This window comes from Pseudomonas sp. 3JA (assembly GCF_036961705.1).
Lineage (GTDB): Bacteria > Pseudomonadota > Gammaproteobacteria > Pseudomonadales > Pseudomonadaceae > Aquipseudomonas > Aquipseudomonas fluorescens_Q.
Map to the genome: position 1 here is coordinate 128765 of NZ_JBAMDJ010000006.1, position 13186 is coordinate 141950.

The window sequence follows — 13186 nt, forward strand, 5'->3', positions numbered from 1 at the left end:
AACTCGATGACCCGTCTTCGTGCCATCTGTACCGCAGTTGCTCTGGTGTGTGCCAGCGGCCCTGTTTTCGCCGATACCGCCAGCCACAACGCCAGCGCCGAAGCGTTCCTGACCCTGGCGCACGCTGACAAACTGGGCACTCCGGTATACATGCAAGTGCAGCAGATGTTTGCCCAGCGCTTTGAACAGACCAAGGCCCCTGAGTCGAAAAAAGCCACCCTGGAAACCTACCAGGCCAAGGCCAATGCCGCGTTGGACCAAGCTATCGGCTGGAACAAGCTCAAGCCGGACATGGTCAAGCTCTACACCAGCAACTTCAGCGAATCGGAGCTCAAGGACCTGGTCGCTTTCTATCAATCGCCACTGGGCAAGAAAGTCCTGGAAAAAATGCCGCAACTGACCCAGCAATCAGCCCAACTGACCCAGGCCAAGCTTGAAAGCGCGGTGCCGGTGGTCAACAAGCTGCTGGCGGACATGACGGCCGAGCTCGAGCCCAAAGCCGCCCCTGCCAAGAAAAAGCCGTAAGCGGAGCCTGGTATGAGCATGCAACAACGCATCGAATCGACACTCGGGCTCTTGCAGCCCGAGCACTTGCAAGTGCTGGATGAAAGCCACATGCACAGCCGTGGCCAGCAGACCCACTTCAAGGCCGTGGTGGTCAGCCAGCAGTTCGAAGGGCTCAATCGTGTCAAGCGTCACCAGAAGGTCTACGGCACGCTGGGCGAGCTGATGGGCGAATTCCATGCGTTGGCGCTGCACACCTACACCCCTGAAGAATGGGCCCAGATCGACGCGGCCCCGGCTTCGCCGACGTGTGCCGGGGGTAGCAAGCACTGAAAGTGGTTGTTTGTCGCGCGGATGCTTGTTGTGGCGAGGGAGCTTGCTCCCGCTGGACCGCGAAGCGGTCCCCTGGAAACTGATCCAGACGACGGCTTCGCCGCCGAGCGGGAGCAAGCTCCCTCGCCACAATGGTCCGGCTCACAGGCGCGTGCAGCTCCTAAAGCCACCGTGTTTTTGCTAGAATCCGCAACGCGCCGCTCACCCGGCGCGTTTTTTTTCGCATCCGGTTCACCCTTTACGAGGGTAGCCACCTGGAGAAACACCCATGACACAACCCATTGTCGTGGCGGCACTGTATAAGTTCGTCACCCTTGAAGATTACGTCGAGCTGCGTGAGCCCTTGCTCAAGGCCATGCTCGACAACGGCATCAAAGGCACGTTGCTGATCGCCGAAGAAGGCATCAACGGCACGGTTTCCGGCACTCGCGAAGGCATCGATGGCCTGCTGGCCTGGCTCAAGAATGATCCGCGCATGATCGACATCGACCATAAAGAGTCGTACTGCGATGAACAGCCGTTCTACCGCACCAAGGTCAAGCTCAAAAAAGAAATCGTCACCCTCGGCGTCGAAGGCGTGGATCCCAACAAGCAGGTCGGCACCTATGTCGAACCACAGGACTGGAACGCACTGATCAGCGATCCGGAAGTGTTGTTGATCGACACCCGTAACGATTACGAAGTGTCCATTGGCACCTTCGAGGGCGCCATCGACCCCAAGACCACCAGCTTTCGCGAATTCCCTGAATACATCAAGGCCAACTTCGACCCGGCCAGGCACAAGAAAGTCGCGATGTTCTGCACCGGCGGCATTCGTTGTGAAAAAGCCTCCAGCTACATGCTTGGCCAGGGTTTCGACGAGGTCTATCACCTCAAGGGTGGCATCCTGAAATACCTCGAAGAGGTCCCCCAGGAAGAAACCAAGTGGCGCGGCGACTGCTTCGTGTTCGACAACCGCGTAACCGTCCGCCACGACCTCAGCGAAGGGGACTACGATCAATGTCACGCTTGTCGTACTCCGGTAAGCGTAGAAGACCGCGCCTCGGAGCACTATGTGCCTGGCATCAGTTGCCCGCACTGCTGGGACAAACTGAGCGAGAAGACCCGTCGCAGTGCCATCGACCGGCAAAAGCAGATCGAGTTGGCCAAGGCTCGCAACATGCCGCACCCGATCGGCTACAACTACAAGCAATCATCTTCCGAGGCTTGAACCATGGCGTCACGCCTGCTCTATGTGATGGACCCGATGTGTTCCTGGTGCTGGGGTTTTGCGCCGGTGGCCGAGGCGCTGGTAGAGCAGGCGCAGGTCGCGGGGGTGGAGTTGCACCTGGTGGTGGGCGGCTTGCGCACCGGCAGCGGTTCGGCGCTGGAGCCGACCACCCGGCGCTACATTCTTGAACACTGGCAAGCCGTTACCCAGGCCACCGGCCAGCCCTTCAAGCTTGAAGGCGCGTTGCCGGACGGTTTCGTCTACGACACCGAGCCTGCCTGCCGGGCACTGGTCACGGCCCGCAGCCTGGCTCCGGACCTGGCCTGGAAGTTGGTGAAGCTGATCCAGCAGGCTTTTTATGTGCAAGGCCGCGACGTGACCCACGCCAGCGTGCTGGTGGAGCTGGCCGAACAGGCCGGGCTGCCACGCATCGAATTCGCCGCTGCCTTCGATCGCGCCGATCAACATGCGGCCACGGCTGCGGATTTCACCTGGGTACAGGACCTGGGCATTGCCGGGTTCCCCACACTGTTGGCCGAGCGTGATGGCCAGTTGGCCTTGTTGACCAACGGTTACCAGCCCCTGAGCCAACTGTCGCCTTTGCTTGGCCGCTGGCTGGAGCGCGCGACCTGTGCCTGAGCGGCCACCAGATACATCGGCCTCGCAGCGCATCGACCGGTTGAGTTGGGCGGAAATCCGTCGCCTGGCCCTCAAGCATAAAAAAGCCCTGTGGATCGCCAATGGCGTGGCCGTGCTGGCGACGCTGTGCAGCGTACCGATCCCGTTGCTATTGCCGTTGCTGGTGGATGAAGTCCTGCTGGGGCATGGCGATACGGCCCTGAAAGTCATGAACCAGGCGTTGCCCATGGGCTGGCAGCGCGCGGCCGGCTACATTGGACTGATGTTGCTGGTAACCCTGGCCCTGCGCTGTGGCGCATTGCTGTTCAACGTGCTGCAGGCGCGCTTGTTCGCCCGCTTGGCCAAGGACATCGTCTATCGCATTCGCATCCGCTTGATCGAACGTCTCAAGCGAATTTCCCTGGGCGAATACGAAAGCCTGGGCAGCGGTACCGTGGCGGCCCATCTGGTCACCGACCTGGACACCCTGGACAAATTCATCGGCGAAACCCTCAGTCGTTTCCTGGTGGCGATGCTGACCCTGGTGGGCACCGCCGGGATCCTGGTGTGGATGCACTGGGAGCTGGCGCTGCTGATCCTGCTGTTCAATCCGTTGGTGATCTACGCCACGGTGCAGTTGGGCAAGCGGGTCAAGCACCTCAAGAAGCTGGAGAACGACAGCACCTCGCGCTTCACCCAGGCCTTGACCGAAACCCTGGATGCCATCCAGGAAGTGCGCGCCGGTAACCGCCAGGGGTATTTTCTTGGCCGCTTGGGGATGCGCGCCAAGGAGGTCCGCGATTACGCCGTGAGTTCGCAGTGGAAAACCGATGCCTCGAACCGCGCCAGTGGTTTGCTGTTCCAGTTCGGCATCGATATTTTTCGCGCGGCGGCCATGCTCACCGTGGTGTTTTCCGACCTGTCCATCGGCCAGATGCTGGCGGTGTTCAGCTATCTCTGGTTCATGATCGGTCCGGTCGAGCAACTGTTGAACCTGCAGTACGCCTATTACGCCGCCGGCGGTGCCTTGAACCGGATCAATGAACTGCTGGCCCGGGCCGACGAGCCCCAGTACACGGGCGTCGTCGATCCGTTCAAGGGCCGTGACACGGTGGGCATCGAGATCCAGGGGTTGAGTTTCGGCTACGGCGAGGAACTGGTGCTCAACCAGTTGAACCTGTCCATCTCGCCGGGCGAGAAAGTCGCCATCGTTGGCGCCAGCGGCGGTGGCAAGAGCACCCTGGTGCAGTTGTTACTGGGGCTGTACACGCCACAGTCAGGCAGCATTCGTTTCGGTGGCGCCACGCAACAGGAGATCGGCCTGGAGACCATCCGGGAGAATGTTGCAGTGGTGTTGCAACATCCGGCGCTGTTCAACGATACGGTGCGGGCAAACCTCGCCATGGGCCGTGAGTGCAGTGACGACGACTGCTGGCGTGCTCTGGAAATCGCCCAGCTCGATGCCACCGTACGGGCGCTGCCCCAGGGTCTGGAGAGCGTCGTTGGGCGTTCCGGGGTGCGCCTGTCGGGCGGACAGCGTCAACGGCTGGCCATCGCTCGCATGGTATTGGCCGACCCACGGGTGGTGATTCTCGACGAAGCCACCTCGGCATTGGACGCGGCCACCGAGTACAACCTTCACCAGGCACTGGCGCGTTTTTTGAGCGCACGCACCACGCTGATCATCGCCCACCGGCTCTCGGCGGTGAAGCAGGCCGATCGGGTATTGGTGTTCGACGGTGGGCAAATCGCCGAAGACGGCGACCATTTGCAGCTGATTGCCGAAGGTGGCCTGTACGCGCGACTCTATGGTCATTTGCAACAGATTCAGCAGCCTTGAGTTTCTAGCGCTTTTCTGCGCTTAGTATCGGAAAAAAAGCAGGCAAACACGCCGATTTTTCTGAATTCCACGCAAAGTCTGTCGATCTGTTCATCCATTCATTCGAAAGGTTGAAAACTAGCCTAGGCTATTGAGTCAGGAGCGGAATTCTGGCGGGTGTTCGTCTGGCAATACCTGTGCAAGGGACCTCATGAAGCAAAAGCAGACTCTCGGAACACCACGGCTGCTAGGCATCGTCTGGCCCTTCATTGCCGTCGTGCTATTTCAGGCATTGCTTGGCGGCGTCAGCCTTTACGTGCTGTCTGCCGTTCGCGGCTATGTGGCGGGGGAGAGTCTCTGGTCCAAGGGCCAGAAAGACGCCATCTATTATCTCAACCTCTACGCCGACAGCCGCGACGAGGCGATTTTCCGCAAATACCAGCAAGCCATCGCCGTCCCCGAGGGCGGCCATGAACTGCGCGTGGCGCTGGATCGCGAACCGCCGGATCTCGAAGCTGCACGGGCCGGGATTCTCCAAGGTGGCAACCATCCGGATGACGTTTCCAGCTTGATCTGGTTGTACCTCAATTTTCGCCACTTCAGTTACCTGGAAGAAGCCATCGATCTCTGGACGGTGGGCGACGGCTACCTGATCGAGCTGGATAACGTCGCCCGGCAGATGCACAACAGCATTACCGCAGGCCAGGCGTCGGAGGTGGATATTCGCGGCTGGAAGGCCCAGATCTTTGCGATCAACGATTCCGTTACCCCGGCTGCCAAGGCCTTCAGCGACGCATTGGGCGAGGGCTCGCGTTTCATTTTGCAGCTTTTGTTGGTGACCAATTTCGCCACCGCCCTGGGACTGATCGTCCTGGCGTTGTTGCGGACCCATAAATTGCTCGCCCAGCGGCAGGTGTTCGCCAACGCGCTGCAGATGGAGAAAGAGCGGGCGCAGATCACCCTGCAATCCATTGGCGACGGGGTCATCACCACCGACGTCGAAGGTGCCATCGCCTACATGAACCCCGCTGCCGAAGCGATGACCCATTGGAAGGCTGAACATGCGACGGGCTTGCCCTTGGCCGCATTGTTCAATTTGCTCGATGACAATGCCCAGACCGAGGGGCTGACCCTGATCGAGCACATCCTCAGCGGTCGGCTCAGCGGTGCCAGCGAACATTCCAAGCTGATCCAGCGCCTGGATGGCAGTACCGTGTCGGTCACCCTGGTGGGCGCGCCAATCCGTCATGCGGGCAAGGTCAGCGGCGCCGTGCTGGTGTTGCATGACATGACCCAGGAGCGCCAATACATCGCCAACCTGTCGTGGCAGGCTACTCATGATGCCCTGACTGGCCTGGCGAACCGCCGGGAATTCGAGTATCGCCTCGAGCAGGCATTGCACAACCTCACTCGCCAGGTCGGGCGTCATGCCTTGATGTTTCTCGACCTGGATCAGTTCAAGCTGGTCAACGACACCTGCGGCCATGCAGCGGGTGACGAATTGTTGCGCCATATCTGCGCCTTGCTGCAATCGGGGCTGCGGGAAAACGACACCCTGGCCCGGCTGGGCGGGGATGAGTTCGGGATCTTGCTGGAGAACTGTTCGCCGGAAGCGGCGGAAAAGATTGCCGAAGGGCTGCGCCAGACCGTGCAGAACCTGCACTTTGTCTGGAAGGGCCGGCCGTTCGTGACCACCGTGAGCATCGGCCTGGTGCATATCGCCCAGACGCCGACGACCCTCGAGGCGTCCCTGCGGGCTGCCGACATGGCCTGCTACATGGCCAAGGAAAAGGGCCGCAACCGGGTCCAGGTCTATCATGCCGACGACTCGGAGCTGTCCCTGCGTTTTGGCGAAATGGCCTGGGTCCAGCGCTTGCACATGGCCCTGGAGGAAAATCGCTTCTGCCTCTACGCCCAGGAAATCGCCGCGTTGGGCCCGGGCGACCATGGCGGCGGGCATATTGAGATCCTGTTGCGCCTGCATGACGAAGCCGGGCGGATGATCCTGCCGGACAGCTTCATTCCCGCGGCGGAACGCTACGGCCTGATGACCTCCCTGGACCGTTGGGTGGTGGAGAATGTCTTCAAGATCATCCGCCAGTGCCTGAATGATTCGCGACAGGGGCCTATGGCGATGTGTGCGATCAATCTGTCAGGCACAACGATTGGAGACCAGGCGTTCCTCGATTTCCTGCGTAAACAGTTCGTGGCCTACTCGATTCCGCCGGAAATGATTTGTTTTGAAATTACAGAAACCAGCGCTATTTCGAATTTGGGCAGTGCGATCCGCTTTATCAATGAACTCAAGAGCTTGGGATGTTACTTCTCGCTGGATGACTTTTGCGCCGGAATGTCTTCATTCGCCTACCTGAAACATTTACCTGTAGACTTCCTGAAGATCGACGGGAGTTTCGTAAAGGATATGCTGGACGACCCGATTAACCGAGCAATGGTCGAAGTGATCAATCACATCGGCCACGTCATGGGTAAGCGCACGATTGCCGAGTTTGTTGAGACCGCCCAGATCGAGCAGGCATTGCTGGAGATAGGGGTGGATTACGCTCAGGGGTATGTGATCGAACGCCCGCAATTGTTTACCTGTGACACGTTGCAATGTCGGCCGGCCCGGCCGCAGCCGTTGTTATTCAAGGCCCCCGGCACGTTCCGCTGAAACTCTTGCTGATCTGGAAAATCACAATCAAAAGGAGCCCGACAGTGATCGACACATTCAACCGAACAGGCCCGCTCATGGACGCCACGAGCTATCCGAAATGGGCACAGCAGCTCATTACCGATTGCAGCGAGAGCAAGCGCCGGGTTGTCGAACACGAACTGTACCAGCGCATGCGCGACAACAAGCTCAGCGCCAGGACCATGCGCCACTACCTCATTGGTGGTTGGCCGGTCGTCGAACAGTTCGCTTTATACATGGCACAGAACCTCACCAAGACCCGCTTTGCCCGCCACCCCGGTGAGGACATGGCACGTCGCTGGCTGATGCGCAACATTCGTGTCGAACTCAACCATGCCGACTACTGGGTCAACTGGAGCGCCGCCCATGGCGTGACCCTGGAAGACCTGCAAGCCCAGCATGTGCCGCCTGAGTTGCATGCCTTGAGCCACTGGTGCTGGCACACCAGTTCCTCGGATTCGCTGATCGTGGCCATCGCCGCGACCAACTATGCCATTGAGGGGGCCACGGGTGAGTGGTCGGCGCTCGTGTGTTCCAGCGGTGTCTACGCGGCCGCTTTCGCCGAGGAAGACCGCAAGCGGGCGATGAAATGGCTGAAGATGCATGCCCAGTACGACGATGCCCATCCTTGGGAAGCCCTGGAAATCATCTGTACGCTGGCGGGGATGAACCCAAGCAAAGCCCTGCAAACGGAGCTGCGCCAGGCCGTCTGCAAGAGCTATGACTACATGTACCTGTTCCTGGAGCGCTGCATGCAACTGGAGCAGTCGGAGACGGTGAGCAAGTCCTCATCCACCCGTGAGCGCCTGGCACTGGCCGGGAGCTGATTACTACCGCTACAGATAGCCACAACCTGTGGGAGCGAGCCTGCTTGCGAAGAGGTCTGACAGTCGACGGGGAGGTTGACTGCCAGGCCGCTATCGCGAGCAAGCTCGCTCCCACACAATCTCGCTTGCACAGAGGTTTTCAGCCTGCCATTGCCAGTCGATTACGGCCTTCGCGCTTGGCCACGTACAGTGCGCTGTCAGCCCTGCGCAGCAGGCTTTCCGATGATTCCCCTGGTAGCAGGGTGGCGCAACCCAGGCTGACCGTCAGCTCGATCCTTGTGCTCGCGGCGAAATAATCCTGGGTCTGGGCGGCGTAGCGCAGTCGCTCCCCGACCATGGCCGCAGCATCCCGGCTGGTATTGGCCAGCAGGATCAGAAACTCTTCACCGCCGAACCTGAACACCATGTCCACGTTGCGCAGTTGGCCCTTGATCGACTCGGCCACGGCCTTGAGCACTTCGTCGCCAACGCCGTGACCATGGCTATCGTTGATGCGCTTGAAATGGTCGATGTCGAGCATCAGCACCGACAAGGGTTGCGAATGACGCTTGGCCATGTCGATTTCACGCATCAGCGTCTGGTCCATGGCAATGCGGTTGCCGGTACCGGTCAGCGGATCGCGCAGGGCGCTCTGGGTGGCGGCCCGATAGAGCAATGCGTTGCGCAGTGGATACAGCAGCGTCGACATGCTGGATTCAAGGTCGCTTTGTTCGGCTTCGGTGAAGCGCTGGTTGCGACGGAATACCAGTTCGCCCAGGTGTTCGCCTTCATGGCTGAGGTTATAGCTGAGGGTGTGATGCCCGCGTTGCCCGAACTCCAGGCGCAAATCACTGGCTTTGTGCTGGTAAGCCAGCGCATCCAGGGGCACCAGCCGCTGGATTTCCCGGAAAAACAGGCCGAGGATTCGCTGTGGCTCCAGGCTGGTCTGCAGCTGTTGGCTCAGTTGCTGGCGCAATTGGGAAAGACTGACGGAGCGTGCCGCGAGCGGCGATGGCTGGCCAAGACCCAGACGCTGCAATTTGGCGCTGTCGAAGTCAATCGCGTTGATCTGGGTGGGCGTTTTCATATGGCGTTAGCCCCTAAGCTAAATCTGTCCTGGCAGGTTGGGTGTGGCGGCTTTGGGCTGCGCGTCGTACTGGTCCTTCAGTCCCGTAGGACACTGATTTGAGTTTAGTCTGCTTTCCCTGGCAGGCATAAGTCTCGTCTCAACGTCCACTACTTGCCGAACATGGCATGTTTGAGGAAGTTTAGAGCGAAAGTCGTGCCATTCGGTTCACTTCAATAAAAACCGCTTAGGAATCAATTTGTTGGCGGAAAATAGCGATATTTCCAGCGACGTGGGTTTGGCGGTTCGCTTGGTTGGGCATCGAATGGAGCCTGCATCGCGACGGTAAGTCGTCGCGATGCAGGCCGAGGCCATTATTGCGCGTTGAACGCCTGGCCATTGACGCCGGTGCTGTCCGGGCCCATGAGGTACAGGTAGACCGGCATGATCTCCTCGGGCGTCGGATTGTTGAGCGGGTTTTCCCCCGGGTAGGCCTGGGCTCGCATGCTGGTGCGGGTGGCACCGGGGTTGATGCTGTTGGCGCGCACGGCGGCGACGGTGTCGACTTCGTCGGCCAGGGTCTGCATCAGCCCCTCGGTGGCGAACTTGGACACGCCATAGGCGCCCCAGTACGCCCGGCCCTTGCGCCCGACGCTGCTGGAGGTGAACACCACGGACGCATCCTGGGACAGCTTGAGCAGGGGCAGCAAGGTGCTGGTAAGCATGAACATCGCGTTGACGTTAACGTGCATCACCCGCATGAAATTCTCACCGGACAACTGTTCCAGCGGTGTACGCGGGCCGATGATCGAGGCGTTGTGCAGCAGGCCGTCCAGATGACCGAACTCGGTTTCGATCATGGCCGCCAGTTCATCGTACTGATGAGGCAGTGCGGTTTCGAGGTTGAACGGGATCACCGCTGGCTGCGGATGACCGGCCGCCTCGATTTCATCGTAGACCTGGGTCAGGTTGGCTTCGGTCTTGCCCAGCAGCAGCACGGTGGCGCCATGGGCGGCATAGGCTTTCGCCGCTGCGGCACCGATACCGCGACCGGCGCCGGTGACCAGAATCACCCGGCCGTTGAGCAGGTCGGGGCGGGCGGAATAATCAAACATAAAAAACCTCAACAATTAGAGCAGCACAGTACCGGTGACGAGGAAGCTTTTGTGGCAAAGAGGCTTTTGTGGCGAGGGAGCTTGCTCCCGCTCGGCGGCGCAGCCGTCGTCCAGGGGACCGCTTCGCGCTCCAGCGGGAGCAAGCTCCCTCGCCACAAGGGCTCAGTTCAGCAACTGCACAACGCGTTATCCAGCACTTCACGCAGCGCCGAAGGGTGGTCGATCACGACGTCCGCACCCCAGTGCTTCGGGTTGTCGTCCGGGTGGATGTAGCCGTAGGTCACCGCGCAGGTCTTGGTACCGGCGCTGCGTCCGGACTCGATGTCCCGCAGGTCATCGCCCACGAACAGCACGCTGGCGGGGTCCAGGTCGAGCATCTTGCACGCCAGGGTCAGCGGTTCCGGGTCTGGCTTGCTGTTCTTCACGTGATCAGGGCAGATCAGCACTTTCGAGCGCTCGGCCAGGCCCAGTTGCTGCATGATCGGCTCGGCGAAACGCACCGGCTTGTTGGTGACCACGCCCCAGATCAGGTTGGCCGCTTCGATATCGGCCAGCACCTCGGCCATGCCGTCGAACAAATGACTGTGGACCGCGCATCCCTTGAGGTAGCGGTCGAGGAACTCCTGGCGCAGTTCCTCGAACCCCGGTGATTCCGGGTCCATGGAAAAGGTCACCGCGACCATCGCCCGGGCGCCGCCGGAAATCTCGTCGCGAATGTGCTGGGTGTTCATCGGAGGCAAGCCACGGTCGGCGCGCATGGCCTGGCAGATGGCGATGAAGTCCGGCGCGGTGTCGAGCAGCGTGCCGTCCATGTCGAAGAGAACCGCTTTGAGACGCATCGACTTACTCCTCGCGCAGGGTCTGGATCATGTAGTTGACGTCAACGTCGGCGGCCAGCTTGTAGTGCTTGGTCAGCGGATTGTAGGTCAGGCCGATGATGTCCTTGACGGTCAGCCCGGCCGCGCGGCTCCAGGCGCCCAGTTCGGAAGGGCGGATGAATTTCTTGAAGTCGTGAGTGCCGCGCGGCAGCAGCTTCATGATGTATTCGGCGCCGATGATGGCGAACAGGTAGGCCTTCGGGTTGCGGTTGATGGTGGAGAAGAACACCTGGCCGCCGGGCTTGACCATACGGAAGCAGGCGCGGATGACCGACGACGGATCAGGCACGTGCTCGAGCATTTCCAGGCAGGTGACCACGTCGAATTGGCCGGGCATTTCTTCGGCCAGGGCTTCGGCGGTGATCTGCCGGTATTCCACGCTGACGCCCGACTCCAATTGATGCAGTTGCGCCACGGCCAGTGGCGCTTCGCCCATGTCGATGCCCATCACCGTCGCCCCGCGCTGGGCCATGGCTTCGCTGAGGATGCCGCCGCCACAACCGACGTCGAGCACCTTCTTGCCAGCCAGGTTGACCCGTTCGTCAATCCAGTTGACCCGCAGCGGGTTGATGTCGTGCAGCGGTTTGAATTCGCTTTCACGGTCCCACCAGCGATGGGCCAGGGCTTCGAACTTGGCGATTTCGGCGTGGTCGACGTTGCTCATGTGCAGATCCTCGAAAAGCTTGAAAAATCAGGTGCCCCGAGCCGTGGCTCAAGGGGCGTGGTTATTCGTTGTGGCCGCTGATGCGCCGACCCCAGGCCTGGGCCGTGGCGATCAGTCTTGATTCGTCCATGCGGGTCAGTCGGCCATCCTCCAATAACGGCTTGCCGCCCACCCACAGGTGTTTTACGCAATCGCGACCGGTGGCATAGATCAACTGCGACACCGGGTCGTAGATCGGCTGCTGGGCCAGGCCCGACAGATCGAAGGCCACCAGGTCGGCGGCCTTGCCCACTTCCAGCGAGCCGACAATCGCCTCGATGCCCAGCGCCCGGGCGCCATTGAGCGTGGCCATGCGTAGTGCCCGGTGGGCATCCAGGGCCGTGGCGGAGCCGGCGACGGCCTTGGCCAGCAGGGCCGCGGTGCGGGTTTCGCCCAGCAGATCCAGGTCGTTGTTGCTCGCCGCACCGTCGGTGCCGAGCGCCACATTGACGCCGGCCTGCCACAGGCGCTCCACTGGGCAGAAACCGCTGGCCAGCTTCAGGTTCGATTCCGGGCAGTGGATCACGCTGCAGTTGCTTTCTACCAGCAAGGCCTGGTCTTCGTCGCTGATTTGAGTCATGTGCACGGCCTGAAAGCGTGGCCCCAATAGGCCAAGTCGTCCCAGGCGCGCCAGCGGTCGCTCCGCAGTGTTATCCACAGCCTGCTGCACTTCGAAGGCGGTTTCGTGAACGTGCATATGAATGGCCGCGTCCAGTTCCTCGGCGATCACGCGGATTTTCTCCAGGTTCTCGTCGCCCACGGTGTAGGGAGCGTGCGGGCCGAATGCGACTTTGATCCGTGGGTGGTGCTTGAGGTCGCCAAACAATTCGATGCCCTGACGAATGGCTTCGTCGGCGCTGGCGGCACCGGGGATCGGGAAATCGAGGATTGGAATCGCGATTTGCGCACGAATACCGCTGTCGTGGACACACTCGCTGGCGATCTTGGGGTAGAAATACATGTCGGAGAAGCAGCTGATGCCGCCCTTGATCTGCTCGGCGATGGCCAGGTCGGTGCCGTCGCGTACGAAATGCTCATCGACCCATTTGGCTTCCGCCGGCCAGATGTGCTGTTCGAGCCAGGTCATCAAGGGCAGGTCGTCGGCCAAGCCGCGGAACAGGGTCATGGCTGCGTGGCCATGGGCATTGATCAGGCCCGGGCTGAGCAGCATGCCGGGCAGCTCACGGACCTGGGCGGCGTCACACCTGAGGGCTTCTGCCCGTGGACCGATGAACGCGATGCGGCCGTCGCGAATGCCCAGGCCATGATCCTTGAGCACTACACCGGCGGGTTCGACAGGCACCAACCAGGTCGGCAGCAATAATAAGTCGAGCGCAACGGCAGGCTTGGGCATCGTGGAACGGTTCCATGGGGTATAAAGGATGGCGAAGTATACCCGAGCGTCTTCGCGGAGGGATCGCTATAATCGGCGGCTTTTGTTC

12 protein-coding genes are annotated in these 13186 nt (G+C 60.6%); 7 read left to right on the forward strand and 5 right to left on the reverse strand.

Annotation, left to right across the window (positions count from 1 at the left end):
- Window positions 1-6 precede the first annotated feature (6 nt).
- From V7773_RS06765 to V7773_RS06795, 7 genes are all read left to right on the forward strand, one after another.
- Window positions 7-525, forward strand: coding sequence for a DUF2059 domain-containing protein (locus V7773_RS06765; RefSeq protein ID WP_018602923.1), 519 nt, complete (start codon window positions 7-9; stop codon window positions 523-525).
- Window positions 526-537: 12 nt separating this feature from the next.
- Window positions 538-837: a BolA family protein gene (locus V7773_RS06770; protein ID WP_336072754.1), complete on the forward strand. Its 300-nt coding sequence runs from the start codon at window positions 538-540 to the stop codon at window positions 835-837.
- Window positions 838-1105: 268 nt separating this feature from the next.
- A complete protein-coding gene (gene trhO / locus V7773_RS06775; RefSeq protein WP_336072755.1) occupies window positions 1106-2047 on the forward strand; it encodes an oxygen-dependent tRNA uridine(34) hydroxylase TrhO in 942 nt (313 codons plus the stop codon).
- A gap of 36 nt (window positions 2048-2083) precedes the next feature.
- Complete coding sequence (locus tag V7773_RS06780; protein WP_336072818.1) at window positions 2084-2686, forward strand: DsbA family protein; 603 nt, start codon at window positions 2084-2086, stop codon at window positions 2684-2686.
- Window positions 2679-4505, forward strand: a complete 1827-nt coding sequence (locus V7773_RS06785) for an ABC transporter ATP-binding protein (RefSeq protein WP_336072756.1) — start codon at window positions 2679-2681, stop codon at window positions 4503-4505. Before V7773_RS06780 ends, V7773_RS06785 begins: the two co-directional genes overlap by 8 nt.
- A 190-nt stretch (window positions 4506-4695) precedes the next feature.
- Window positions 4696-7155, forward strand: a complete 2460-nt coding sequence (locus tag V7773_RS06790) for an EAL domain-containing protein (protein WP_063322365.1) — start codon at window positions 4696-4698, stop codon at window positions 7153-7155.
- A gap of 77 nt (window positions 7156-7232) precedes the next feature.
- A complete protein-coding gene (locus tag V7773_RS06795; RefSeq protein WP_219737843.1) occupies window positions 7233-8003 on the forward strand; it encodes a TenA family transcriptional regulator in 771 nt (256 codons plus the stop codon).
- A gap of 139 nt (window positions 8004-8142) precedes the next feature.
- On the opposite strand, the gene V7773_RS06800 is transcribed toward V7773_RS06795, so the two are convergent.
- The 5 genes from V7773_RS06800 to V7773_RS06820 all read right to left on the reverse strand — a co-directional run bounded on the left by V7773_RS06800 (window position 8143) and on the right by V7773_RS06820 (window position 13098).
- Window positions 8143-9069, reverse strand: coding sequence for a GGDEF domain-containing protein (locus V7773_RS06800; RefSeq protein ID WP_336072758.1), 927 nt, complete (start codon window positions 9067-9069; stop codon window positions 8143-8145).
- 353 nt (window positions 9070-9422) lie between these two features.
- Entirely contained in the window at window positions 9423-10163 is a 741-nt protein-coding gene (locus V7773_RS06805; protein ID WP_018602937.1) for a YciK family oxidoreductase, read from the reverse strand.
- A 167-nt stretch (window positions 10164-10330) separates the two neighbouring features.
- Window positions 10331-11002 carry an N-acetylmuramic acid 6-phosphate phosphatase MupP gene (mupP, locus tag V7773_RS06810; RefSeq protein WP_063322362.1) on the reverse strand — a complete coding sequence of 224 codons (672 nt, stop codon included), beginning with the start codon at window positions 11000-11002 and terminating at the stop codon, window positions 10331-10333.
- Between the two features lie 4 nt (window positions 11003-11006).
- The gene (gene ubiG, locus V7773_RS06815; RefSeq protein ID WP_063322361.1) at window positions 11007-11705 is read right to left on the reverse strand and encodes a bifunctional 2-polyprenyl-6-hydroxyphenol methylase/3-demethylubiquinol 3-O-methyltransferase UbiG; all 699 of its coding nucleotides are present in this window, start codon (window positions 11703-11705) and stop codon (window positions 11007-11009) included.
- Window positions 11706-11766: 61 nt separating this feature from the next.
- On the reverse strand, window positions 11767-13098 hold the full coding sequence (locus tag V7773_RS06820; protein ID WP_336072760.1) for a TRZ/ATZ family hydrolase: 1332 nt from the start codon (window positions 13096-13098) through the stop codon (window positions 11767-11769).
- Window positions 13099-13186 lie beyond the last annotated feature (88 nt).

What these genes read in the sequence shown, in the direction of transcription:
- V7773_RS06790 (WP_063322365.1), top strand. Translation starts at nt 4,696, where the DNA reads ATGAAGCAAAAGCAGACTCTCGGAACACCACGGCTGCTAGGCATCGTC.
- trhO (WP_336072755.1), top strand. Translation starts at nt 1,106, where the DNA reads ATGACACAACCCATTGTCGTGGCGGCACTGTATAAGTTCGTCACCCTT.
- V7773_RS06765 (WP_018602923.1), top strand. Translation starts at nt 7, where the DNA reads ATGACCCGTCTTCGTGCCATCTGTACCGCAGTTGCTCTGGTGTGTGCC.
- V7773_RS06770 (WP_336072754.1), top strand. Translation starts at nt 538, where the DNA reads ATGAGCATGCAACAACGCATCGAATCGACACTCGGGCTCTTGCAGCCC.
- V7773_RS06800 (WP_336072758.1), bottom strand. Translation starts at nt 9,069, where the DNA reads ATGAAAACGCCCACCCAGATCAACGCGATTGACTTCGACAGCGCCAAA.
- V7773_RS06795 (WP_219737843.1), top strand. Translation starts at nt 7,233, where the DNA reads ATGGACGCCACGAGCTATCCGAAATGGGCACAGCAGCTCATTACCGAT.
- V7773_RS06820 (WP_336072760.1), bottom strand. Translation starts at nt 13,098, where the DNA reads ATGCCCAAGCCTGCCGTTGCGCTCGACTTATTATTGCTGCCGACCTGG.
- mupP (WP_063322362.1), bottom strand. Translation starts at nt 11,002, where the DNA reads ATGCGTCTCAAAGCGGTTCTCTTCGACATGGACGGCACGCTGCTCGAC.
- V7773_RS06780 (WP_336072818.1), top strand. Translation starts at nt 2,084, where the DNA reads ATGTGTTCCTGGTGCTGGGGTTTTGCGCCGGTGGCCGAGGCGCTGGTA.
- V7773_RS06805 (WP_018602937.1), bottom strand. Translation starts at nt 10,163, where the DNA reads ATGTTTGATTATTCCGCCCGCCCCGACCTGCTCAACGGCCGGGTGATT.
- ubiG (WP_063322361.1), bottom strand. Translation starts at nt 11,705, where the DNA reads ATGAGCAACGTCGACCACGCCGAAATCGCCAAGTTCGAAGCCCTGGCC.